This window comes from Streptomyces sp. NPDC052101 (genome assembly GCF_040680235.1).
Lineage (GTDB): Bacteria > Actinomycetota > Actinomycetes > Streptomycetales > Streptomycetaceae > Streptomyces.
The window spans coordinates 200,943-224,264 of record NZ_JBFAWH010000008.1; the positions used below are offsets into that span (position 1 = coordinate 200,943).

At 71.3% G+C, this 23,322-nt stretch carries 23 protein-coding genes; 8 read left to right on the plus strand and 15 right to left on the minus strand.

The features are described 5' to 3' along the window. Positions 1–2: 2 nt before the first annotated feature. The 5 genes from AB0L75_RS17220 to AB0L75_RS17240 form a co-directional block, all read right to left on the minus strand. A complete protein-coding gene (locus AB0L75_RS17220) occupies positions 3–1,208 on the minus strand; it encodes an acetylornithine transaminase (protein ID WP_365181566.1) in 1,206 nt (401 codons plus the stop codon). After that, the gene (gene argB, locus AB0L75_RS17225) at positions 1,205–2,107 is read right to left on the minus strand and encodes an acetylglutamate kinase (protein WP_365181568.1); all 903 of its coding nucleotides are present in this window, start codon (positions 2,105–2,107) and stop codon (positions 1,205–1,207) included. The genes AB0L75_RS17220 and argB overlap by 4 nt, the downstream gene beginning before the upstream one ends. Next, positions 2,104–3,282, minus strand: coding sequence for a bifunctional glutamate N-acetyltransferase/amino-acid acetyltransferase ArgJ (gene argJ / locus AB0L75_RS17230; protein ID WP_365181570.1), 1,179 nt, complete (start codon positions 3,280–3,282; stop codon positions 2,104–2,106). Before argJ ends, argB begins: the two co-directional genes overlap by 4 nt. Continuing rightward, a complete protein-coding gene (argC, locus tag AB0L75_RS17235) occupies positions 3,279–4,307 on the minus strand; it encodes an N-acetyl-gamma-glutamyl-phosphate reductase (RefSeq protein ID WP_365181572.1) in 1,029 nt (342 codons plus the stop codon). Before argC ends, argJ begins: the two co-directional genes overlap by 4 nt. 227 nt (positions 4,308–4,534) lie before the next feature. Continuing rightward, the gene (locus tag AB0L75_RS17240; protein WP_365181573.1) at positions 4,535–7,015 is read right to left on the minus strand and encodes an alpha-L-arabinofuranosidase C-terminal domain-containing protein; all 2,481 of its coding nucleotides are present in this window, start codon (positions 7,013–7,015) and stop codon (positions 4,535–4,537) included. A 159-nt stretch (positions 7,016–7,174) separates the two neighbouring features. Here AB0L75_RS17240 and AB0L75_RS17245 point away from each other — a divergent pair, with 159 nt between their 5' ends. Next, positions 7,175–7,618, plus strand: a complete 444-nt coding sequence (locus AB0L75_RS17245; RefSeq protein ID WP_365181575.1) for a DUF6314 family protein — start codon at positions 7,175–7,177, stop codon at positions 7,616–7,618. Here the strand turns inward: AB0L75_RS17245 and AB0L75_RS17250 are convergent. The 3 genes from AB0L75_RS17250 to AB0L75_RS17260 form a co-directional block, all read right to left on the minus strand. Next, the gene (locus AB0L75_RS17250) at positions 7,600–8,193 is read right to left on the minus strand and encodes a histidine phosphatase family protein (RefSeq protein WP_365181577.1); all 594 of its coding nucleotides are present in this window, start codon (positions 8,191–8,193) and stop codon (positions 7,600–7,602) included. The two genes, AB0L75_RS17245 and AB0L75_RS17250, sit on opposite strands and share 19 nt — an antisense overlap. 73 nt (positions 8,194–8,266) lie before the next feature. Continuing rightward, positions 8,267–8,704, minus strand: a complete 438-nt coding sequence (locus tag AB0L75_RS17255; RefSeq protein WP_365181579.1) for a GNAT family N-acetyltransferase — start codon at positions 8,702–8,704, stop codon at positions 8,267–8,269. An 86-nt stretch (positions 8,705–8,790) separates the two neighbouring features. Continuing rightward, positions 8,791–9,444 carry a TetR/AcrR family transcriptional regulator gene (locus AB0L75_RS17260; protein ID WP_365181581.1) on the minus strand — a complete coding sequence of 218 codons (654 nt, stop codon included), beginning with the start codon at positions 9,442–9,444 and terminating at the stop codon, positions 8,791–8,793. Positions 9,445–9,586: 142 nt separating this feature from the next. Here AB0L75_RS17260 and AB0L75_RS17265 point away from each other — a divergent pair, with 142 nt between their 5' ends. The 3 genes from AB0L75_RS17265 to AB0L75_RS17275 are packed head-to-tail and all read left to right on the plus strand — an operon-like array spanning position 9,587 to position 10,810. Further along, positions 9,587–10,129, plus strand: coding sequence for a dihydrofolate reductase family protein (locus tag AB0L75_RS17265; protein WP_365181583.1), 543 nt, complete (start codon positions 9,587–9,589; stop codon positions 10,127–10,129). A 34-nt stretch (positions 10,130–10,163) separates the two neighbouring features. Continuing rightward, positions 10,164–10,376 (plus strand): DUF4287 domain-containing protein, encoded by a 213-nt coding sequence (locus AB0L75_RS17270; protein ID WP_365181585.1) that lies wholly within the window; start codon positions 10,164–10,166, stop codon positions 10,374–10,376. Between the two features lie 35 nt (positions 10,377–10,411). Then, on the plus strand, positions 10,412–10,810 hold the full coding sequence (locus AB0L75_RS17275; protein ID WP_365181587.1) for a nuclear transport factor 2 family protein: 399 nt from the start codon (positions 10,412–10,414) through the stop codon (positions 10,808–10,810). Between the two features lie 51 nt (positions 10,811–10,861). On the opposite strand, the gene AB0L75_RS17280 is transcribed toward AB0L75_RS17275, so the two are convergent. Next, positions 10,862–12,325, minus strand: coding sequence for a PLP-dependent aminotransferase family protein (locus tag AB0L75_RS17280; protein WP_365181588.1), 1,464 nt, complete (start codon positions 12,323–12,325; stop codon positions 10,862–10,864). Between AB0L75_RS17280 and AB0L75_RS17285 the strand changes: the two genes are divergently transcribed. Both AB0L75_RS17285 and AB0L75_RS17290 read left to right on the plus strand, forming a co-directional pair. Beyond that, entirely contained in the window at positions 12,324–13,235 is a 912-nt protein-coding gene (locus AB0L75_RS17285; RefSeq protein WP_365181590.1) for a DMT family transporter, read from the plus strand. The genes AB0L75_RS17280 and AB0L75_RS17285 overlap by 2 nt on opposite strands. Before the next feature lie 20 nt (positions 13,236–13,255). Continuing rightward, positions 13,256–13,483 (plus strand): DUF1918 domain-containing protein, encoded by a 228-nt coding sequence (locus AB0L75_RS17290; RefSeq protein ID WP_365181591.1) that lies wholly within the window; start codon positions 13,256–13,258, stop codon positions 13,481–13,483. On the opposite strand, the gene AB0L75_RS17295 is transcribed toward AB0L75_RS17290, so the two are convergent. Then, the gene (locus AB0L75_RS17295; protein WP_365181593.1) at positions 13,453–14,679 is read right to left on the minus strand and encodes a family 10 glycosylhydrolase; all 1,227 of its coding nucleotides are present in this window, start codon (positions 14,677–14,679) and stop codon (positions 13,453–13,455) included. The genes AB0L75_RS17290 and AB0L75_RS17295 overlap by 31 nt on opposite strands. Positions 14,680–14,849: 170 nt before the next feature. On the opposite strand from AB0L75_RS17295, the gene AB0L75_RS17300 reads away from it, so the two are divergent. Both AB0L75_RS17300 and AB0L75_RS17305 read left to right on the plus strand, forming a co-directional pair. Next, positions 14,850–15,725, plus strand: a complete 876-nt coding sequence (locus tag AB0L75_RS17300; RefSeq protein ID WP_365181595.1) for a 3-hydroxybutyryl-CoA dehydrogenase — start codon at positions 14,850–14,852, stop codon at positions 15,723–15,725. Between the two features lie 194 nt (positions 15,726–15,919). Continuing rightward, entirely contained in the window at positions 15,920–16,180 is a 261-nt protein-coding gene (locus AB0L75_RS17305) for a hypothetical protein (protein WP_365181596.1), read from the plus strand. A 31-nt stretch (positions 16,181–16,211) separates the two neighbouring features. On the opposite strand, the gene AB0L75_RS17310 is transcribed toward AB0L75_RS17305, so the two are convergent. The 5 genes from AB0L75_RS17310 to pheS form a co-directional block, all read right to left on the minus strand. Next, positions 16,212–16,748, minus strand: coding sequence for an NUDIX hydrolase (locus tag AB0L75_RS17310; RefSeq protein ID WP_365181598.1), 537 nt, complete (start codon positions 16,746–16,748; stop codon positions 16,212–16,214). A gap of 65 nt (positions 16,749–16,813) precedes the next feature. After that, a complete protein-coding gene (locus AB0L75_RS17315) occupies positions 16,814–18,154 on the minus strand; it encodes a transcriptional regulator (protein WP_365181600.1) in 1,341 nt (446 codons plus the stop codon). A gap of 121 nt (positions 18,155–18,275) precedes the next feature. Further along, positions 18,276–19,373 (minus strand): PP2C family protein-serine/threonine phosphatase, encoded by a 1,098-nt coding sequence (locus AB0L75_RS17320; RefSeq protein WP_365181602.1) that lies wholly within the window; start codon positions 19,371–19,373, stop codon positions 18,276–18,278. 231 nt (positions 19,374–19,604) lie between these two features. After that, positions 19,605–22,127, minus strand: a complete 2,523-nt coding sequence (pheT, locus tag AB0L75_RS17325; RefSeq protein ID WP_365181604.1) for a phenylalanine--tRNA ligase subunit beta — start codon at positions 22,125–22,127, stop codon at positions 19,605–19,607. Beyond that, entirely contained in the window at positions 22,127–23,248 is a 1,122-nt protein-coding gene (gene pheS, locus AB0L75_RS17330) for a phenylalanine--tRNA ligase subunit alpha (RefSeq protein ID WP_365181605.1), read from the minus strand. The genes pheT and pheS overlap by 1 nt, the downstream gene beginning before the upstream one ends. Between the last annotated feature and the right edge of the window lie 74 nt (positions 23,249–23,322).

Below are 23,322 nucleotides of genomic sequence, written 5' to 3' on the forward strand. Positions count from 1 at the left end.
TCTCATTCTCCGGATCGTCCGTCCCCATCCACTGGGCCCGCTGCGTCGAGGATGCCGGGCAGCGCCTGGAGGAAGGCACCCACCTCGTCGTCGCGGAGGTTCAGCGGCGGCATCAGCCGTACGACGTCCGGGGCGGGCGCGTTCACCAGGAACCCGGCCTCCTGGGCCGCCTGCTGCACCTGCGGTGCGCGCGGCCCGGTGAGCACGATACCCAGGAGCAGGCCGGCACCCCGCACATAATCGATCAACGGGTGCTCGAGGCCCTCGATTCCCTTGCGGAGCTTCTCGCTCTGCCGCTTGACGTTCTCCAGCAGTCCCTCGCCCTCGATGGTGTCGAGGACGGCGAGTCCGGCGGCGCAGGCGACCGGGTTGCCGCCGAAGGTGGTGCCGTGGTGGCCGGGGTGGAGCAGTTCGGCGGCCCGGCCGAAGGCGACGGTGGCGCCGAGCGGCAGTCCGCCGCCGAGCTGCTTGGCGAGCGTGACGACATCGGGGAGCACCCCCTCGTGGGCCTGGTACTCGAACCAGGTCCCGGTGCGGCCGATGCCGGTCTGCACCTCGTCCAGGACCAGCAGGGCGCCGGTGGCGGCGGTGATCGCGCGGGCCGCCTTGAGATAGCCGGCCGGGGGCACCACCACCCCGTTCTCGCCCTGCACCGGCTCGATGATCACCAGGGCGGTCTCCTCGGTGACCGCCGCCGCCAGCGCCTGTGCGTCGCCGTAGGGCACGTGGGTGACGTCGCCGGGCAGCGGCCGGAACGGGTCCTGCTTGGCGGGCTGGCCGGTGAGCGCGAGGGCGCCCATCGTACGGCCGTGGAAGCCGCCGTCGGTGGCGACCATATGGGTGCGCCCGGTGAGCCGGCCGATCTTGAAGGCGGCCTCGTTGGCCTCGGCGCCGGAGTTGCAGAAGAAGACCCTGCCCTCCCGGCCGAAGAGGTGGAGCAGCCGTTCGGCGAGGGCGACGGTGGGCTCGGCCATGAAGAAGTTGGAGATGTGGCCGAGCTGCCCGATCTGCTTGCTGACGGCCTCGACGATCGCCGGGTGGGCGTGCCCGAGGGCGTTGGTGGCGATACCGCCGACGAAGTCGTGGTACTCGCGGCCCTCGGCGTCCCACACCTTCACGCCCTCGCCGCGCACGAGGGGCAGCCGCGGGGTGCCGTAGTTGTTCATGAGCGCGCCCTGCCATCGCTGGGTCAGCTCCTGGTTGCTCATGACTCCCCCTGTTCGTCGGGCACGACCATCGTGCCGATGCCTTCGTCGGTGAAGATCTCCAGCAGGATCGAGTGCTGGACCCGGCCGTCGATGACGCGGGCGGTCGTCACGCCGCCGCGTACGGCGTGCAGGCAGCCCTCCATCTTCGGCACCATGCCGGAGCTGAGGTCCGGCAGCAGCTTCTCCAGCTGGGAAGCGGTGAGGCGGCTGATCACCTCGTCGGAGTTCGGCCAGTCCTCGTAGAGGCCCTCGACGTCGGTGAGGACCATGAGGGTCTCGGCGCCCAGTGCCGCAGCGAGTGCCGCAGCCGCCGTATCAGCATTGACGTTGTAGACATGTCCGTCGTCCTCGGAGCGGGCGATCGACGACACGACCGGGATACGGCCGTCGGCCAGCAGTGCCTCGATCGCGCCCGTGTCGATCCCGGTGATCTCGCCGACCCGCCCGATGTCGACCAGCTCGCCGTCGATCTCGGGCCGGTGCTTGGTCGCGGTGATGGTGTGCGCGTCCTCGCCCGTCAGCCCGACGGCCAGCGGCCCGTGCTGGTTGAGCAGGTTCACCAGCTCGCGCTGCACCTGTCCGGCCAGCACCATCCGTACGACGTCCATGGCGTCCTCGGTGGTGACCCTGAGGCCGGCCTTGAACTCGCTGACGATGCCGTGCTTGTCGAGGGCGGCGCTGATCTGCGGGCCGCCGCCGTGCACGACGACGGGCTTGAGGCCGGCGTGGTGGAGGAACACGACGTCCTGGGCGAACGCGGCCTTCAGACCCTCGTCGATCATGGCGTTGCCGCCGAACTTGATGACGACCGTCTTGCCGTGGTGCCGGGTCAGCCAGGGCAGCGCCTCTATGAGGATCTGGGCCTTGGGCAGCGCGGTGTGCTTACGCGTAGTGCTCATGACGAATAGGCGCTGTTCTCGTGGACGTAGTCGGCGGTCAGGTCGTTGGTCCAGATCGTCGCGGTCTCGGTGCCGGCGGCCAGGTCGGCGACGATGTGCACCTCGCGGTAGCGCATGTCGACCAGCTCGCGGTCCTCGCCGACACCGCCGTTCTTGCACACCCAGACGCCGTTGATGGCGACGTTCAGCTGGTCCGGCTCGAAGGCGGCCCGTGTGGTGCCGATCGCGGAGAGCACCCGGCCCCAGTTGGGGTCCTCGCCGTGGATCGCGCACTTGAGGAGGTTGTTGCGGGCGATGGAGCGACCCACCTCCACGGCGTCCTCCTCGCTCGCCGCGTTGACCACCTCGACCTTGATGTCCTTGCTGGCGCCCTCGGCATCGCCGATGAGCTGCCGGCCGAGGTCGTCGCAGACCCGGGTCACGGCCTCGGCGAACGCGGCGTACTCCGGGGTGAGGCCCGAGGCGCCGGAGGCGAGCAGCAGCACGGTGTCGTTGGTGGACATGCAGCCGTCGGAGTCGACCCGGTCGAAGGTGACCTTGGTGGCGGCGCGCAGGGCCTTGTCCAGGGTGGCGCTGTCGAGGTCGGCGTCGGTGGTGAGGACGACCAGCATGGTGGCGAGGCCCGGGGCGAGCATGCCCGCGCCCTTGGCCATGCCGCCGACGGTCCAGCCGTCCTTCGTCACGACGGACGTCTTGTGCACGGTGTCGGTGGTCTTGATGGCGATGGCGGCCTTCTCGCCGCCGTGCGGGCTGAGCTGGGCCACCGCCTTGTCCACGCCGGGCAGCAGCTTGTCCATCGGCAGCAGCACGCCGATCAGGCCGGTGGAGCAGACGGCGACATGGCCCGGGGCATGGCCGCCCGTCCCGTCATGGCCCGCGGTGTTGAGGGACTCGGCCACCTTCTCGGCGGTGGCGTGGGTGTCCTGGAAGCCCTTGGGGCCCGTACAGGCGTTGGCGCCACCGGAGTTCAGGACGACGGCGGACAGCTCGCCGCCCTTGAGGACCTGCTCGGACCACAGCACCGGCGCGGCCTTCACACGGTTGGAGGTGAAGACGCCCGCGGCGGCACGGCGGGGCCCGTTGTTGACCACGAGGGCCAGGTCGGGGTTGCCGTTCTCCTTGATCCCGGCGGCGATGCCCGCCGCCGTGAATCCCTTGGCTGCCGTGACACTCACGGTGCGACTCCGATCGTGGAAAGCCCGGTGGTCTCGTCGAGTCCCAGGGCGATGTTCATGCTCTGGACAGCACCGCCGGCGGTGCCCTTGGTCAGGTTGTCGATGGCGCTGATCGCGATGATGCGGCCCACAGCCGCGTCGTACGCGACCTGCACCTGAACGGCGTTCGAACCGTGGACGGACGCCGTGGCGGGCCACTGGCCCTCGGGGAGCAGATGGACGAAGGGCTCGTCGGCGTAGGCCTTCTCGTAGGCGGCGCGGACGGACTCCGCCGTCACCCCCGGGGCGGCCTTGGCGCTGCACGTGGCGAGGATCCCGCGCGGCATCGGCGCGAGGGTCGGCGTGAAGGAGACCGCGACCCGCTCCCCCGCCACCCCGCTGAGGTTCTGGATCATCTCGGGGGTGTGCCGGTGGCCGCCGCCCACGCCGTACGGCGACATGGAGCCCATGACCTCGCTGCCGAGCAGATGCGGCTTGGGCGCCTTGCCCGCGCCGGAGGTGCCGGACGCGGCGACGATCACCGCCTCGGGCCCGGCGATCCCGGCGGCATAGGCCGGGTACAGGGCGAGGGTGACGGCGGTGGGGTAGCAACCGGGTACCGCGATGCGCTTGGACCCCTCCAGTGCGGCGCGGGCACCCGGAAGTTCCGGGAGGCCGTAGGGCCAGGTGCCGGCGTGCTCGGAGCCGTAGAACCGCTCCCAGTCGGCCGGGTCCCGCAGCCGGAAGTCGGCGCCCATGTCGACCACGAGGACGTCCGGGCCGAGCTGCTCGGCGACGGCGGCGGACTGCCCGTGCGGCAGCGCGAGGAAGACCACGTCGTGCCCGGCGAGCGCCTCGGCCGTGGTCTCGTCGAGCACGCGGTCGGCCAGCGGCAGCAGATGCGGCTGCAGCGCGCCGAGCCGCTGACCGGCGTTGGAGTTTCCGGTCAGGGCACCGATCTCGACCTCGGGGTGCGCGAGGAGCAGGCGCAGGACCTCTCCGCCCGCGTATCCGCTCGCTCCGGCCACCGCCGCACGTACCGCCATGTGCATCCTCCTCTAGATGGCATGACTATACGCAGCACCGCAGTTTTATGCAATTACTTATGCGGCCGGCCGGGGAGCCCAAGGATCCGGCCATGCCGAGCGCAAAGGCAAGAACATGCGTCGCTCCCGGCATGACCGTGATCGTGCCGCACCGTCCGGTCGACATGACGGACCCGGCCGCGTCACGGTCGGCCTGGAGTGCGCTCGAACTCCCGGCGCGCCTTCGATCACCTCTGCTTGATCCTCAGGAAGGTGACGGAGTTCGCCGGGAAGGTGTACGTGAACCGGTCGGACACTCCCGTGACGGTGGACGTCTGCGGTGTGACCACTGTGGACGTCTCCGTGTTCACCGCGTCCGGAGCCGCGGCGAGCGTGGTCGCCCTCGCCCTGGAGGCGACCTTGGCGCCACCGAGGTCGAGCGTCGTACGGGCCGCCGACGACTGGTCGTTGACGACCTTGACGATCAGCTCACCGGTCTTCGTGTCCCGCGTGACGACCTGGCGGAAGGGCTCGGCCGGCTTGTCGTCGGTGAAGCTGCCCCACTGCTGTCCGTCGAGGAAGAGGGTGACCTGGCGGCCGCGCACCTTGATGTCGATGTCGTAGGCGCGGCCGGTGTCGACCGAGCCCGGCTTGGAGAGCAGCGTGGACTTGCCGCCGTCCACGGCCTGTTCGACCGCGCTCTGGGTGTTGTTCCAGCCGCCGATGTTCCACCAGTAGTAGTCGCCGGTGTCCTTGACGCCGAAGGCGACGAGGAAGCCCTCCTGGCCCGCTTTCTTGGTGGCCTTCACATGCAGGTCGTAGTCGTGCCAGGACGGGTCGCCGGCGGAGACCATGGTGTTCTGGGCGGTGGTGTCGGTCTGGACGTACTGCCCGTCCTGGACGCCCCAGCTGCCGGTGCCGGTGTGGGTCCACTTCGAGGCGTCACCAGAGAAGTCGTCGCTGAGCAGGGTCGAGCCGTCGGCGGCGGTGACCGACACGTCGTCGTAGGCGGCGCTGGTGTTCCAGGTGGACAGGCCGACGGCGCCGGTGATGGGGCCGCTGACCTCGGGTGTCGTGGTGGCCGTGCTCGGCACCACCCGGTCACCCACGTTGTTCATGAACAGTTTCTGGACCTGGTAGTTGGCCGAGCCCCAGGAAGCGTGGTTGTTGAACCACACGAGGTCCGGACGCCACTGCACGGCGTCCTCGTCGGCGAACAGCGGGGCGTAGGAGGCGAGTCTGACGACGTCGGCGTTGCGCTCCAGACCGGTCATGTAGGCCGCCTCGGCGAGGCCGTTCTTGAAGGCGTTGCCCTGGGAGGCGTACTCGCCGACGAAGACCTTGGGGCCGGAGCGGTCGTAGGAGTCGTAGCGGTCGTTGTTCTGCAGGAACCAGGTCGGGCTCTTGTAGTAGTGCTCGTCGACCAGGTCGACCTTGGCGTCCCGGTTGAGCTTCCAGGCCGTGTCGAAGGTCGTGCCGCTCGCGTCCGGGCCGGCGTTGGAGATGACCCGCATGTACGGGTACTTCGCCTGGATGGCCGCGCGGAACCGGGTGAAGCGGGCGAAGAACTCGTCGGGCAGGTTCTCCTCGTTGCCGACCTCGATGTGGGTGAGATGGAAGGGCTTGGGGTGGCCCATCCCGGCCCGCACCTTGCCCCACTTCGAGGTCGCCGGGCCGTTGGCGAACTCGATGAGGTCCAGGGTGTCCTGGATGTGCCGCTTGAGCAGCGCGGGGTCGTCGACGGCCTTGTTCTGGCCGCAGCCGGTGACCAGGGCGGGTACGACGGGCAGGGGCATGGCGCCGATGTCCTCGGCGAGGCGGAAGTACTCGTAGTAGCCGAGGCCGTAACTCTGGTTGTAGCCCCAGAAGTTGGCGTTGGTCGCACGCCGCTCGACCGGGCCTACGGTGTCCTTCCACTGGTAGGCGCGCTTGCGCTGCCAGCCGGAGGCCTCGCTGTAGTCCTGCATGGAGCCGGTGTTGACCAGGCAGCCGCCGGGGAAGCGGACGAAGCCCGGGTGCAGGGCGGCGATCTTCTCGGCGAGGTCCTTGCGCAGGCCGTTGGGCTCGTGCTTGTAGGTGTCGCGGGGGAAGAGGGACACCATGTCGAGGGCGGCCGCGGCGTCGGAGGCGACGCCGAGCCGGCCGGTGGTGCTGGTGCGGGAGGCGGTGAAGGCGGCCTCGTACCGGGCCCAGCCGCTCTTCTTCACGGCGATCCGGTGGGCGCTCGCCAGGGTGCCTCCGGCGTCCTGGAGGCTGACGGTGAGCGTGGTGCCGGCGTCGGCGCGGGCCCACACCGAGAAGTCGTACTTCCGGCCGTCCTGGACGGCGATTCCGGTGCCGTAACCGGAGTTGGTGACCGAGGAACCGGCGCCCAGGGACAGGTAGTCGCGGTTGCGGTCGTCGAGGCGGCCGGAGTCGTTCACGACCTGCGCGGCGCCGGAGACCGTCCAGGCGGTCAGCGGCGTGTACGCCTTGTTGTCGTCGGTGGAGTACTCGAAGGAGCGGTTCTGGACCAGCTCGGCGTACAGGCCGCCGTCGGCGGCGCGGTTGATGTCCTCGAAGAAGACGCCGTACATGGTCCGGTCGATCGCGGGCCCCTGCGCCGAGGGGTCGACGGTGATCGCGTAGTCCCGGACGTCCTCGGCGTGGGCGGGGGCGGGAAGAGCGGCCGTGGCGAGCAGTATGGCGCTCGCTCCCAGGCCGAATCTCCGGCGGGCGGTGCGTGACATGGATACTCCGCGGCTCTGAGTGCCCTGAGGGCAAAGTTGTTCGAAATGTCACGTTCGAAATATCGGTCATCGGTCAGCACTTCGAACGGCAAGATAGGGAAGAGGCAGGTGCGCGTCAACGGGGCGGGCGAGCCGGGGCGAGCCGGGGAAGGAGTGGCGATGGGCGAGTTCTGGCCTGTGTCCGACGTGCTGGCTCATCTGGCGGGGCGCTGGCGCGTCGAGCGGTCTGTACGGGACCTGGCGAGCGGGACGGAGGGGCACTTCTCGGGAGTGACCGTCTTCGGCGGGCTGGAGGGCGGCGGGCTGCTGCACGAGGAGTCCGGCACGTTCACCTGGCAGGGCGTGGCACGGCCGGCGACGCGGACGCTGCGGTTTCTGCCGGGGCCCGCTCCGGGCACCGCGGACGTGCGCTTCGCGGACGGGCGGCCCTTCCATGCGCTGGACCTCACCTCGGGGCGGTACCTCGCCGGCCACCCCTGCGCGGCCGACCTCTACCGCGGCGAGTTCACCGTCCGGGACGCCGATCGCTGGCGGACGGTGTGGCGGGTCGGCGGCCCGGCGAAGGATCTGGTGCTGACCACGGACTACGAGCGCGAGGGCTGAGCCGGGGCACCGTCGAAGCGGAGGTTCCAGCGGCCCGCGCGGCCGGTGACCGTGCACATCGACAGCGGGCGCACATCGATGTTCCAGTAGGTCGAGGGCGGCGCCTTCAGGGCGTAGACCAGGGCCGCGCGGATCACGGAGGGCTCGGCGACGGCGACGATCCGGCCGCCGTCCTCGGCCGGCCGGGTGTCCAGCCAGCCGCCGACCCGGGTGATGAAGTCCAGCAGGGACTCGCCGCCGTGCGGGGTGGCGCGCGGGTCGGCGAGCCAGGCGTCCACCGCGTCCGGCTCGCGGGCCATCGCCTCGCCCAGGGTCAGTCCGCTCCAGCGGCCCATGCCGCAGTCCCGCAGGGCCAGCTGGACCAGCGGGGCATACCCCAGCGCGTCGCCGGTGGCCCGGCTGCGCGGGGTCGGTGAGCAGTAGCGCAGCTCGGCGGCCGCCAGCGGCACCAGCTCCCCGGCGACACGCTGCACCTCGTCCCAGCCGGCCCGGTCCAGCGGCCGGTCGTCCTCGAAGCGCTCGGCGAGCAGCGGGGCACTGCGCGCGGCGGCGACGAACGTCACCCTCAGTGGCATGCGGTGATGGTGGGCCGCGAGTGAGTGCAGGTCAAGGGGTGCCTCCTGTGAGCTACGGCGGGTGAGCGGCCGCTTACTCGAAGAGGTGGATCATCCACCGGTCGGGGCGGTCCAGCGGCCGGAAGCCCAGCTTCTCGTAGACCCCGTGCGCGTCGTGGGTGGCGAGCAGAACCCGGCGCAGTCCGTACGGCTTCAGGTGGTCGCGGATGCGGCCGACGAAGGCCGTGCCGACACCCTTGCCGCGCACCGAGGGGTCCACGTACACATCGGCGAGCCAGGCGAACAGCGCCTGGTCGGTGACCACGCGCGCGTAGGCCACCTGCTCGCCCGAGGTGGTGTCGTACACCCCGAAGTTGATCGAGGACGCCATCGCGCGCTCGTGCTTCTCACGGGACCGGCCGATCGCCCAGTAGGCGTCGGACGACAGCCAGCCGTGCACGCGGTCCACATCGACTCGGGCGGTGTCGGCGGAGAACTCGTAGCCGTCGGGGAGGGCGGGTGTCTCGATCATGACGCGATCCTGCCAGGACGCCGCGACCCCGGTCGAACGTCTTTTCCCACCGCGTGGGCCCCAAGGGCCGGCAGCTGGTGCAGGCGTCAGATACCGCGCTCGATCATGTCGATGACGTGCTGACCCGCGTCGTGGGCCTGGGTCGGGTGAAGCCCGCGGAGCGGCCCGTCGATGAGCAGGACGGCGAGCCCGTGGACGGCCGACCAGGCGAGGAACTCGGCGCCCGGACGGCGGTCTTCGGGCAGGACGCCCGTCTCCACGAGACCGTCGAGCGCGGCGCCGAGGAGTTCGAACGGGGTCTGGCCGCTGCTCCCGGCCGCGTCGTCGGCGGCGGCGTGGGTCATGTCGCCGGGGACATGGAAGGCGGTCCGGAACAGGCCCGGCTCCTCCTGGGCGAAGCGGAGGTATCCGGTGCCGACGGCGCGGAAGCGGGCCCGGGCGGCGGCCGTCGCGTCCGCGGCCGGCGGCAGGGCGGCCTGCTCGGCCTCCATGGTGCGGGCGACCTGGGCCATCGCGGCCTGTGAGACGACGTGCAGCAGGGCGGCCCGATCGGCGAAGTGGCGGTAGGCGGCGTTGGGGACGACGCCCGCCTCGCGCGTCACCGCGCGCAGCACCACGGCCTCCGGCCCGCCCGCGCGGGCGAGTTCGAGCCCGGCCCTGATCAGCGCGTTGCGCAGGTCGCCGTGGCGATAGGTGTCCCGCTTCGGCTGCTTGCCGCTCTCCGCCGCCGCCATCATCATCCCAACTCCAATGTGGACAGCATCCACTTGTCTCGTCTAGGCTGATCCAGAGATCGAACCGGGGGCGATTCCTCGCACCCTGCGAATGTGGACATCGTACACAAGGGCACCGCTGTGCCCGCCGTCAAGGGGGAGCGCTCACATGCGCAAGGTCATCGCATCCGTCTACATCACGCTCGACGGCGTCGTGGAGAACCCGGCCTGGACGGCCCCGTTCTTCGACGACGAGGCGGCGAAGTTCGCCCGCACCCAGCTGTTCGCCGCCGACGCCCTGCTGCTGGGCCGCGTCACGTACCAGGGCTTCGCCGCGGCCTGGCCGTCGATGACGGACGAGGACGGCTTCGCGGAGCGGATGAACAGCATGCCCAAGTACGTCGCCACCACCACTCTCGACACCCCCGAATGGAACGCGACCTTCCTGACCGCGGACATCCCGGCGGCGGTGACCGCGCTGAAGCAGCAGGAGGGCGGCGACCTGCTCGTCTACGGCAGCGGCGACCTCGTCAACACGCTCCTGGAGCACGACCTGATCGACGAACTCCGGCTGTGGACGCACCCGGTCGTCGAGAGCACGGGCAAGCGCCTGTTCACGGACGCTTCGCCGAAGAAGACGCTCCGGCCGATCGGCACCACGACGTTCGGCTCGGGTGCGCAGGTGCACGCCTACGCTCCGGCCGGCCGGTGACGGCCCCGGCCCGACACGAAAGGACGAATACCGGATGACCACCCCCGCCAAGGGCCCTGCCAGCTATTTCCCCTCCATCGAGAAGAAGTACGGCCGCCCCGTAGCCGAGTGGAAGGACCTCATCCGCTCCTCGCCGCCGAGCAAGCACATGGAGCTGGTGAGCTGGCTCAAGACCGAACACGGCCTGGGCCACGGCCACGCCAACGCGCTCGTGGCGCACACGCTGGCCGAGGCCGGCGGGAAGTGAACCACCCTGTTCATCGATGAATCGGAGGCCGGACAATGAGCATCACCACCCGCGAACTCTTCGAGCAGTACCACGCCTGCTGGGAGGCGCGCGACCCCGACCGGATCGCCGAACTCCACACGGACGACTCGGTGTTCCACCTGCACTCGGGCGGTCAGGCCCCCGCGCACGGGCGGGCAGCCATCCGCGAGACGGCGGCAGGCATGTTCGGACTCGTCCCCGACTTGGCGTTCGAACGTGTCTCGCTGCGCGTCGGGGAGGACTTCTGGGCTGTCCGGTTCAGGATGACCGGGACGTCTGCGGCCGGTGCCGTGGTCGACGTCGACCTCGCGGACTACGTCCTGATCGAGGACGGGGCGGTGAAGGAGAAGCACTCCTACGTCGACGGAGTGGCGATGCAGGCCGCGTTGGCGCCCGCCGAGGTCGCCCCCTAGGGGTCACGCCGCCCTCCCGCGACAACCGCCGCCTGCCCTGCCGCGGCGCTGTCAAAGGCGAACGCCGGATCCACCACCTTCACTGAACGCCTCGTCACAGGCTGCCCGCAGCCGCCGTACCCCCTCCGTGATCTCGCCGGTGCCGGCGACCGCGGCGAAGCTCAGGCGGAGGTGGGCGGCGGGGGGTTCGGCGCTGAAGTAGGGGCGGCCGGGGGTGAGGGCGACTCCGGCGCGCAGGGCGGCCGCGGTGAGGGCGGACTCCTCGGCTCCGTCGGGCAGGCGCAGCCAGAGGTGGTAGCCGCCGGACGGGATGTGCGGCAGGGCGAGTTCGGGCAGGTGCGTCGCGAGCGCGGCCGTCATGGCGTCACGGCGGACCTTCAACTCGGCCGACAGGGCCCGCAGATGGCGGGGCCAGGCCGGGGAGCCGACCAGTTCCAGGGCGGCCTCCTGTAGCGGCCGGGGCACGAAGAAGCTGTCCACGACCTGGATGGCGCGCAGGCGTTCCAGCACCGGACCGCGCGCGGCCAGCGCGCTGACCCGGAAGCTGGGCGAGGTCGCCTTGGTCAGCGAGCCGACGTGCACGACCACGCCGTCGGGGTCGTCGGCGGCCAGGGTGGGGGGCAGCGGGCCCGCGTCGGCGTGCGCCAGGCGCCGGACGAAGTCGTCCTCGATGACGAACGCGCCGGCCTCGCGGGCGATGCGCAGCACCTCGGCGCGCCGGGCGGGCGCCAGCACGGCGCCGGTCGGGTTCTGGAAGAGGGGCTGGCAGACGAACACGCGGGCGTCGGTGGCCTTGAAGGCGTCGGCGAGCAGGTCGGGTCGTACGCCGTCGGGGTCGACGGGCACCGGGACCGGGCGCAGTCCGGCGGCCCGGGCGAGGGCCAGCATGCCGGGGTAGGTCGGGGACTCGACGAGGACCGGGGCGCCGGGCGGGGCGAGCGCCCGCAGGGCGGTGGCGAGCGCCGCCTGGCCGCCGGCCGCGATCAGCACCTCGGCCGCCGTGACGGCCCCGCCGATGCCGCGCGCGAACCACTCCCGCAGTTCCAGCAGTCCCTCCAGCGGCGGCCTGCCCCAGGCGCCCGGCCGCCGCCCGGCCCGGGCCAGGGCCGCCGCCATGGCGCGCTCGGGCTGCAGGGAGGGGTGCGGATAGCCGCCGTTGAACTCCAGCACGCCGGGCGGCGGCGCGGCCAGCGAGACGGTGACCCCGGAGGCGTCCACCGTGCGCGGCACCAGCTCGGCGGCGCCGTCGGCGCTCAGCGCGACCTCCTGCCAGGAGGTGTCCCCGGCCGCGGGCTCCGCCGTGTGCGGCCGGGCCCGGAAGGCACCGGCGCCGGGCCGGGTGACCACGAGTCCCTCGGCGGCCAGCTGGGCGAGGGCCCGCGAGACGGTCACCGGGCTCACATGGAACCGTTCGACCAGCGCCCGGCTCGACGGCAGCTTTCCACCAGGAGAGTAGCGGTCGAGGTCCCGACGAAGCGCTTCTGCCAGGTCACTGACACTGCTACGCTGATTCATGAGGACACAGAGTAGCGCTACTACCCCGACTTCGATAGCAGTCCCCGCTCCCCGGGATCACCGGGCCCTGGGCACCGCCCAGGCGGCCCTCGGTGTCACCGCCTTCTCCCTGACCTTTCCCTCGACCGCCTGGGGGCTGGAGAGCTTCGGCCCCTGGTCACTGGTCGCCGTGCGCAGCGTGCTGGCCGCGCTCGTCGCGGGCGGCTGCCTCCTTGTGGCGGGGGTACGACTGCCCGAGCGGCGGCATCTGCCGGGGCTGGCCGTGGTCGCGGCCGGCGTGGTGCTGGGCTTCCCGATGCTGACCACGCTCGCCCTGCGGACCTCGACCACCGCCCACGCCGCCGTCGTGGTCGGTCTGCTGCCGCTGACCACCGCCGTGTTCTCGGCGCTGCGCACGGGCACCCGTCCCGCGCGCCGGTTCTGGCTCGCGGCCGTCGCGGGCGCGGCGGCCGTGCTGGCCTTCACCATCGGGCAGAGCGGCGGCGCGCTCACGGCCGCCGACGGCTATCTCTTCGCGGCCCTGCTGGTGTGTGCGGCCGGGTACACCGAGGGCGGCCGACTGGCCCGTGTGATGCCGGGCTGGCAGGTCATCGGCTGGGCCCTGGCACTGTGTCTGCCGCTGACCGTGCCGGCCGCCGCGCTGGCGCTGTCGTACGAGCCCGTGCATCTCACCGCCCGTGGTGTGGCGGGTGTGGTGTGGGTCGCGGTGGGCTCGACCTTCCTCGGACTGCTCGCCTGGTACCGGGGCATGGCGGCCATCGGCATCCCGAGGGCCAGCCAGTTGCAGTTGGCTCAGCCGCTGCTCACACTGGTGTGGTCGGCACTGCTGCTGGGTGAGCACTTCACGGCGGCCGCTCCGGTGACCGCCGTCGCCGTGCTCGTGTGCATCGCCGTCACACAACGGTCGTGATCACGAGGAGGGCCTGCGAGATGCGTGCATCCAAGGGCGACCATCTTGTCCAGCATGGCAGGGTGGTCGGCCAACACGACCAGGAATCGGTCGTCGTCGAGGTACTGGGCTCCGAGGGCAGTCCGCCCTACCGCGTCCGGTTCAAGGACGGACACGAGGCGATCATGTCTCCCGGACCCGACTGCCAGGTCAAGCACCGCGAGGAGCGGGCGACGGATCAGCGTGGGGGCTTCGCCGACCGGCCGTAGTGATCGGCGATCACCCGTGACATCGCCCCGATCGGATCGGCCGCCACGTCCTTGGCGGCGAAGAACACATGCCCGCGCACCTGCGGGTGCCGGGCGGCGAGGGTGAGGTGCCGGGACAGCTCGACCGGGTCGTGCCAGGCCGAGGGCTGCCCGGCGGCCCCGGCCTTGTACAGGGCCTCGCCGATGTACAGGTGCGTGCCGGTGCCCTCGGCGACCGCCGCCCACCAGTCGACGAGTTTCGCGTAGTCGGCAGCGGCGTAGCCGATGTTCCAGTACAGCTGCGGGACGATGTAGTCGATCCAGTGGCCGCGCACCCAGGAGCGGGTGTCCGCGTGCAGGTCGTCGTAGGTCTGCACGCCCGCCGTGGTGTCCGAGCCGCGCGGGTCGCGTGAAGCGTTGCGCCACACCCCGAAGGGGCTGACCCCGAACCGGGTGCCGGGCCGGACCTTCTTGATCCCGGCGGCCATCTCCTTCACCAGCCGGTCGATGTTGTCCCGCCGCCAGGCGGCCCGGCTGCCGAAGTCGCCGCCGTAGCGGTCGTAGGCCTCGTCGTCGTCGAAGGTCTGCCCGGCGACCGGGTACGGGTAGAAGTAGTCGTCGAAGTGGACGGCGTCCACGGGGTACTTGGCGACCGCGTCGAGCATCGCGCGCTGGACGAAGGCGCGGACCTCGGGCAGGCCGGGGTTGTAGTAGAGCTTCCCGCCGTACGGCACCACCCAGTCGCGGTGCTTGCGGGCCGGGTGGGAGGCGGCGAGCCGGCCGAGGTCGGTGTGGGTGGCGACCCGGTACGGATTGAACCAGGCGTGCAGACGCAGCCCCCGGGCGTGGGCCTCCTTGACGGCGGTGCCCAGCGGGTCCCAGCCGGGGCTGCGGCCCTGGGTTCCGGTGAGATACGCGGACCACGGTTCGTACGGCGACGGCCACAGGGCGTCGGCGGCGGGCCGCACCTGGAAGATCACCGTGTTCAACCGGTCGCGGTGGGCCTTGTCGAGATGGGTGAGGAGTTCCCTGCGCTGTGCGGCGGCGGTGAGACCGGGCCTGGACGGCCAGTCCCGGTTGGACACGGTGGAGAGCCACACGCCCCGCATCTCCGCGGCCGCGCGCGGCCGGTGTTCCGCTGCCGCCGCCGCGCCCGGCGCCGTGGCCAGCGTCGACAGCGCCGCCAAGGTGAACGCCCGCCGTGACAGTCGTCCCATCCGTACACGCCCCATACGCTCCGGATCCGTTCCGTCACGGATCGTTCCGGGCCTCAGGATGCCCCACCCGGACGATCGATCATCGATACTTGGCGGTAACGTGCACGATCGGAGCAGGCGCCGAACCCGGAGGTCTGCCGAGAGCCGACAGAACCAGCGAAGGGGTCGATGTGACAGGCTTCCCATCGGGAGATATCACGCGCGTCGGAGTCGTGGGCTGCGGCCAGATGGGCGCGGGCATCGCCGAGGTGTGCGCCCGCGCGGGACTGGACGTGAAGGTCGCCGAGACCACCGGCGAGGCCCTGGAGATCGGCCGTACCCGGCTGTTCGGCTCCCTCACCAGGGCCGCCGAACGCGGGAAGATCACCGAGGAGGAGCGGGACGGCACGCAGGCGCGGCTGAGCTTCACCACGGACCTCGGCGAGTTCGCCGACCGTGACCTCGTGATCGAGGCCGTGGTGGAGAGCGAGGCGGTGAAGACGGAGATCTTCCAGGTGCTCGACCAGGTGGTGACCCGCCCCGACGCGATCCTCGCCTCCAACACCTCCTCGATCCCGCTGGTGAAGCTGGCGGTCGCCACCTCCCGCCCGGACCACGTCGTCGGCATCCACTTCTTCAACCCGGCCCCGGTGCAGCAGCTGATCGAGCTGATCCCGGCGCTGACCACTTCCGAGGGCACCCTCAGCCGCGCCCAGGTGTTCGCCGAGAAGGTGCTCGGCAAGCACGCCATCCGCGCCCAGGACCGCTCCGGCTTCGTGGTCAACGCGCTGCTCGTGCCGTATCTGCTGTCCGCGATCCGGATGTTCGAGTCGGGCATCGCGAGCCGCGAGGACATCGACAACGGCATGGAGATGGGCTGCGCCCACCCGATGGGCCCGCTGAAGCTGTCCGACCTGATCGGCCTGGACACCATCGTCTCCATCGCCAACTCGATGTACGCCGAGTACAAGGAGCCCCTGTACGCCGCTCCCCCGCTGCTCCAGCGCATGGTCGAGGCGGGCCGGCTGGGCCGGAAGACCGGTTCGGGCTTCTACACCTACGGCTGACCACACAGAGCTACGGCTTACGGGCCCGGCACCGCGTTCGGTGCCGGGCCCGTCCGTTTCACACACCGTGTGCGCGCCGGGCACGCATATGCCCCTCGCACACGCTCCCCACGCGCCCACCAGGCGAGTTCACTCTTCATGCGCATGCAAGGGATGCGGAACCATCCATGCCGACTACGGAAAGGAGTGGACTCGTGACCGCCGAACCGGAGCATCCCGTGGTCCACGGAGAACTCGCAGAGTTACGGCGCCGCCTCGACGTGGCCTACGCGCGCGTCGAGGGAGGGCTGGCGCTGCTCAGTCATCGCACCGAGGAGACCGCCAAGGAGCTGGACGAGCTGAACTCCCGTATGGTCTCGCTGGAACACGCGCGCTGGCCACTGCCCTCGCTCGCCGTGCTGACAGCCCTGGGCGCGCTGGTGGTGACGGTCTGGCAGGCGCTGGCCGCCCGCTAGCCCACCGGGCTGCTCGGGCGGCAGCCCCCGGCTAGCCGTCGGCGAGCCTGAGGTGGTGCAGCAGGAGTAACGCGGCCGCCATGTTGGCGGCCGGGACCTCCCCACGGGTGATCATGTCGGGGACGAGTTTGAGGGAGACCCATTCCCGGCGGTCCGACTCGAAGTCGTCCACGGGATGCCCGATGTACTCGCCCCGGTCGGACCAGTAGATGTGGTGCCGGGCGTCGGTGAGGCCGTTGGACGGCTCCACGCTCATGAGGTGGTGCAGGGGCCCCGGCCGCCAGCCGGTCTCCTCCTCCAGTTCTCTGGCGGCCGCGCTCGCGATGTCCTCGCCGTCCTCCACGACGCCCGCGGCCAGTTCCCATCCCCAGCTGTCGGTGATGAAGCGGTGCCGCCACAGCAGCAGCACCTCGTTGGCGTCGTTGACCACGGTGGCCACGGCCACGGGCCGCAGCCGGATCAGGAAGTGGTCGAGGTGCCGGCCGTCCGGCAGCTCGACATCAGCGAGATTGACGCTGAACCAGCGGTTCCCATACACAGTTTGTTCGCTCTGTTTCGTCCACTGCACGGTTCTGCCACCTTCCGCCGAGTAAGTGGCAATATCGCAGCAGGGACTGTGCACCTACAGTGGGCCTACAGCGGTACGCGCAGTGCCCCGTCGATGAGTTCGGCGGCCTCGGCGGTCCCGGCCGAGCCACAGCGCACCAGGTGTTCGCGCACCGCGCGAAGTCTGTCGCGCAGCCGCTGCGACTCCATCCCGCGGGCCTGCTCGGCCATCTGCACGGCGGTCACGACCGCCTTGTCGGCGTTGCCCTGGCGTATTTCGATGGTGCTGAGCATGGCGAGCCGGTGCACCCGCCCCCGGTCGTGGGCGGGGTTGTCGACCGCGGCCGCGGCATGCTCCCGGGCGGCGGCCAGCTCGCCCAGGCTGAGCAGCGCCTCGGCCACCTGCACATTGACCAGGCCCGGCTGGACATAGCCGGTCTCGTCGGGCTCGTAGCCGCGCCGGATCCGTTCGGCGGCCGTCTCCGCGCGCCGGATGCAGGACAGGGCGGCGGCGGAGTCGCCGAGGTGGGCGTACGCCTTGGCCTGCATCGCGTACAGGTCCGAGGCGAGCGCCGGGGTGATGTGCTTGCCGGCGGCCCGCAGCGCGGCCTCGGCGAAGGCGACGGCCTGCCGGTACTCCCGCATGAACAGCGACTGGTTGACCAGCAGTGCTATCACATACGCACCGAGTCCCCGGTCCCCGCTGGCCTTTGCCAGCCTCAGCGCCTGGTGGAAGTAGCGCTGGGCGAGACCGTGGGCGTCGGAGTCGTACGCGCAGATCCCGGCGATCGCGACCAACCCGCCCGTGGCCCGGTGCAGTTGGCGTCCGGTGGCATCGGTGTAGCTGCCGCGCAGCAGCGGCGCCGCCTCGGCGTTGAGGAAGCCGACGATCCGGGTGCGGGTCGCTATGCCGCCGGCCTTGCGGTACATCTGCTCGTAGTGCGTCCGCGCGGCCCGCAGCATCTCGATGTCGGCCGCGGTGACCCGGTGCCGGCCGCCGCGCGAGACGTCGACGTCCTCCGGCGGGTTCTCCCACTCCCACACCGGCATGACGGCCGGGGTCCCGGTCACGGCGGGCGCGCCCAGCACATGCGGTCGCTGCTGTTCGTCGGAGCGCCACAGTGCGGTCGCCCGCTCCACGAAGCCGCCCAGCGAGCCGACGTGCGGAGTGCTGGGCTCGCCGGGTACGCCCAGGCCGATGTCATCGAGGGTGACGGGACGGTGGAGCCGGGCGGCGAGCACTTCACAGATCAGGTCGGGGACCTGGCCGCGCGGCCGCTGGCCCTTCAACCACCGTGCCACGGCGGTGTGTTCGTACCGGAGCGCGAGGCCCCGTCTCCGGCCCGCCTGGTTCACATGGGCGGCTAGACCGGCGTGCGAGATCCCCGCCTCGTCCAGGATCGCGTCGAGCAGAGTGTTGGGCTGCATGGGATGCCCCCCGGGTGGCCTGGTGCGCCTCAGCGTAGTGTGTTCGCTTTCACACGGGGTGTGAACGGAGTGCCCGAATCCGCAGCGTACGCACACTGTCGCGCAGAGTGGCGATCCCGGTTCACTGGGAGTCCTCGCGAGAGACTGGCCAAGCCGCCGGCTCCCCCTCGAAAAGCGGTGGCTTGGCCGGGCGAGGGCGACCACACGCCCCTGCCATGTGCAGCGCCTTTCGATCGTTCCGCAGGACCAGGAGCGCTATGTCGTCCGTGGGCTTGCCGCCCGTGTGGTGCAAGAGGGCCGTGAAGAGGGTGCGCAGGACCGTCTGGGGAGACACGGGGTCGTCCCGAACGGCTTCGCACAGCGTCCTCGGCAGCGAGAAGAACCGGCCCCGGCTGTCCCGCGCGTCCTCCACCCCGTCCGTGAAGAGGACCAGGGAGTCACCCGGAGCCAGCTGACCGCAGGGCTCCGCCTCCAGCTCCGCCGGAAGCGGAAACGGACCCAGCGGAGGCAGCGGGTCGACGCGCGTCAACGGTTCGACGCTTGCGTCGCTGAGCCGGTACGGCCAGGGATGGCCGCAGTTGAGGGCGTGCAGCCGGCCGTCCCGGCCGATCTCCAGGAGCAGGACGGTGACGAACTCCTCGGCCACCGGATGGTCGGGCTCCAGGCCACCGCCCGCCGGGTGCTCCGCGCGGGCCCGCTCGCGCAGGTGCCGGGCGAGGGCACGCTCCAGCCGGCGCAGGACGCCGCCGAGTTCGGGCTCGTCGTGGGCCGCCTCACGGAAGCTGCCGAGGACGGCGGCGACGGTACCGAGGGCGGCCAGACCGTGCCCGCGCACATCGCCCATCACCACCCGCACCCCGTGCTCGGTGGCGATCGCCTCGTACAGGTCGCCGCCGACGCTCGCCCCCCGATCGGCGGACAGCTGGGCCGCCGCGACGTTCAGCCCGTCGAGGCGCGGTGGCAGTGGACGCAGTACGACGCTCTGCGCGGCCCGTGCCACCCGGCGGGCCTGGCGCAGCTCCCGCACCAGCGCGCGGCGGACATGGCAGACGAGCCCGGTGCCGACGGCGAAGAACACGGCGCTGGTGACGATGCGCGCCCCGAGCCCGTTCTGCTGGGCGAGCGGGCAGCCGAACTTGTAGGCCATCGCCACGGCTCCCCAGACCATGGGCAGTACGGCTCCCCCCGCGGTGGGTGCCCGTGCCTTGATGCGGATCATGCCTCTGGTCCCCCAAGTGGGCCCTGACAGAGCTGACGGACCGACCCCGAAAGGCCGGTCCGATTCTGTCGAGGCAATGGCCCGAGGAGACCAGATCGCCGTGAGTTCCCACCCGATCGAGTGAGCCCGAGTCGGTCAACTCGCATTTATGCAGTCGACCGAAGGAGTTCGCGGGGGGGACCGGCCGCGGAAGACCCGCGGCCGGTCGATTGCAGAACCCGAAAGCGCCGATCAGCCCCGCAGGACCGCGCCGGTCCGCTCGCCCGCAAGGGCGACCGCCGCATCCCGCGCGGCCGACGCCTCGTCCACGGTCAGCGTGCGGTCCCCGGCCCGGAAGCGGAGCGCGTACGCCAGCGACTTCCTGCCCTCGCCCAGCTGCTCGGCGTTCTCGTAGACGTCGAACAGCCGGATGGACTCGAGGAGTTCACCCGCGCCCTCGCGCAGCGCGGACTCGACCTCCGCGGCCGGCACGGGCCGGTCCACGACGAGGGCGACATCCTGCGTGGCGACCGGGAACGTGGAGATCCGCGGCGCCTGCGGGGCACCGTCACCCACCGCCTCCAGGGCGTCCAGGTTCAGCTCCGTCGCACAGGTGCGCTCGGGCAGCCCCAGAGCCTTCAGCACACGCGGGTGCAGTTCTCCCGCGTGGCCCACGATCTGCTCCGCACCGTCGGCGACGATCACCAGCTCGGCGCAGCGGCCCGGGTGCCAGGGCCCGTACTGGCCCTTGCGCACGGCCAGTTCCGCACCGGCCTCACGGGCCACGGCCCGCGCGGCGTCGATCGCCTCGGCCCACCCGGCCTGACGGCCCTCGCCCCACCAGCCGGCCTGCTCGCGGGCGCCGCTGAGCACGACGGCCACGTGTCGCGGCTGCTCGGGCAGCGCGGCGTCGAGCGCGGCGATCTCCTCGTCGGTGGGACGCCGGTCTACGGGCAGATGCGTGGCGGCCGGCCGCTCCTCGCGCGGGTGGAAGACCAGACCCGTCTCGAACAGCGCCAGGTCGTGCGAGCCCCGGCCGTCGTTGCGCCGCAGCGCGCCGAGCAGCCCCGGCAGCAGCGTCGTACGGAGCGCGGGCTCCTCGTCGCTGAGCGGGTTGACCAGCTTGACGACACGGCGAGCCGGGTCGCCTGCGTCCAGGCCGAGCTGGTCGAAGACCTGCTCGCCGACGAAGGGGTAGTTCGGCGCCTCGACATAGCCCGCGCCGGCCAGCGCCCGGCCGACCCGGCGGTGCAGCCGCTGCCGGTGGGTCAGACCGCGGCCCGAGGGCAGCTTGGGCAGCGTGGAGGGCAGGTTCTCGTAGCCCTCCAGGCGGATGACCTCCTCGGCGAGGTCGTTCGGGTCGGTCAGGTCGGGCCGCCAGGACGGGACCGTGACGATCAGCTCGTCCTGCCCGTAGACGTCGCAGCCGACCTGCTGGAGACGGCGTACGACCGTCTCACGGCCGTAGTCGACGCCCGCCACCCTGTCCGGGTGGTCGGCCGGGACGGTGATGGTGTGCGGGGCCGAGGGCGCGATGACCTCGGTGACACCGGCCTCCGCCGTACCGCCCGCGAGCAGCACCAGCAGGTCTACGGTGCGCTGGGCGGCGGCCGCGGCGGCCTGCGGGTCGACACCGCGCTCGAAGCGGCGGGACGCCTCGGACAGCAGCTTGTGGCGGCGGGACGTACGGGCGATCGCGACGGCGTCGAAGTGGGCCGCCTCGATGACCACGTCGGTGGTCCCGTTGACGCCGTCCTCGGTGACCTCGTGGTCGGCGATCTCGGTGTTGGCGCCGCCCATCACACCGGCCAGGCCGATCGGGCCACGGTCGTCGGTGATGACCAGGTCCTCGGCGTGCAGCCCCCGCTCGACGCTGTCGAGGGTGACGAGCTTCTCGCCCTCCTGGGCGCGGCGCACGCCGATGGTGCCCTGGACCAGGGTCCGGTCGTAGGCGTGCAGCGGCTGGCCCAGCTCCATCATCACGTAGTTCGTGACGTCGACGGCGAGCGAGATCGGGCGCATGCCGACCTTCTGCAGCCGGCGCTGCAGCCAGATCGGGGAGCGGGCCTCGGGGCGCAGGCCGGTGACCGTGCGCGCGGTGAAGCGGTCGCAGCCCGCGGGCGCGGAGACCCGCACCGGGTAGCCGTAGGCGTTCGGGGCCGGGACGTCGATCAGGGCCGGGTCGCGCAGCGGCAGGCCGTAGGCGATGGCGGTCTCGCGGGCGACGCCGCGGATGGACAGGCAGTCGCCGCGGTTGGCGGTGACGGCGATGTCCAGGACCTCGTCGACCAGCTCCAGCAGCTCGATGGCGTCCTTGCCGACCTCGGTCTCCGGCGGCAGCACGATGATGCCGTGGCTGCCGTCGTCGCCCATGCCCAGCTCGTCGCCGGAGCAGATCATGCCGTGGGACGTCTTGCCGTAGGTCTTGCGGGCGGCGATGGAGAAACCGCCGGGGAGCGTGGCGCCCGGGAGGACCACGACGACCTTGTCGCCGACGACGAAGTTACGGGCGCCGCAGACGATCTCCTGGGGCTCACCGGTGCCGTTGGCCTGGCCGACGTCGACCGTGCAGAAGCGGATCGGCTTCTTGAAGCCCTCCAGCTCCTCGATGGTCAGGACCTGGCCGACGACCAGCGGACCCTTGAGGTCGGCGCCGAGCTGCTCGACGGTCTCGACCTCCAGGCCTGCCGAAATGAGCTTGGCCTGGACGTCGCGCCCGGTCTGAGTCGCCGGCAGGTCGACGTACTCCCGCAGCCAAGAAAGCGGGACCCGCATCAGATCTCCATCCCGAACGGCCGGGTGAACCGGACGTCACCCTCGACCATGTCTCGCATGTCCTCGACGTTGTGGCGGAACATCAGCATCCGCTCGATGCCGAACCCGAAGGCGAATCCGCTGTACTTCTCGGGGTCGACGCCGCAGGCGGTGAGCACCCGCGGGTTGACCATGCCGCAGCCGCCCAGCTCGATCCAGCCCTCGCTGGAGCAGGTACGGCAGGGCCGGTCGGGGTTGCCGACGGACTCGCCCTTGCAGACGTAGCAGAGCATGTCCATCTCGGCGCTCGGCTCGGTGAAGGGGAAGAAGTTCGGCCGCAGCCGGGTCTTCATGCCCTCGCCGAACAGGGACTGGACCATGTGGTCCAGGGTGCCCTTGAGGTCGGCCATGGTCAGGCCCTCGTCCACGGCGAGCAGCTCGACCTGGTGGAAGACGGGGGTGTGGGTGGCGTCCAGCTCGTCGGTGCGGTAGACGCGGCCCGGGCAGATCACGTAGACCGGCAGCTCGCGGTCGAGCAGGGAGCGGATCTGGACCGGCGAGGTGTGGGTGCGCAGCACGACACCGGACTCGGTGCCGCCGCCCTGGCCCTGCACGAAGAAGGTGTCGGCCTCACCGCGGGCCGGGTGGTCCGGGCCGATGTTCAGGGCGTCGAAGTTGAACCACTCGGCCTCGACCTGCGGGCCCTCGGCGACCTCGTAGCCCATGGCCACAAAGACGTCCTCGATCCGCTCGGAGAGCGTGGTCAGGGGGTGCCGGGCGCCGGCCGGGACGCGGTCGTACGGCAGCGTGACGTCGACGTCCTCCTCGACAAGGACGCGGGTGTCACGCTCCGCCTCCAGCTCGGCCTGGCGGGCGGCGAGGGCCTTGTTCACCGCGCCGCGGGCCATGCCGACGCGCTTGCCGGCCTCGGCCTTGGCGTGCGGCGGCAGGGCGCCGATCTCGCGGTTGGCGAGGGCCAGCGGGGAGGCGGGGCCGGTGTGGGCGACCTTGGCCTCGTGGAGCGCGTCGAGGGAGCCCGCGGCGGCGAAGGCGGCGAGCGCCTCGTCCCGCATGCGCTCGATCTCTTCCGGTTTCAACGCCTCGACCTCGACAGGGTCGTACGACTTATTGGGTGCCGACATCTCTTCCCGTGCTTCCGATTAGCTGGCGGATGGTCCCCGTCACCGACTCGCGAGGGCCGCGTGAAGGACACAAA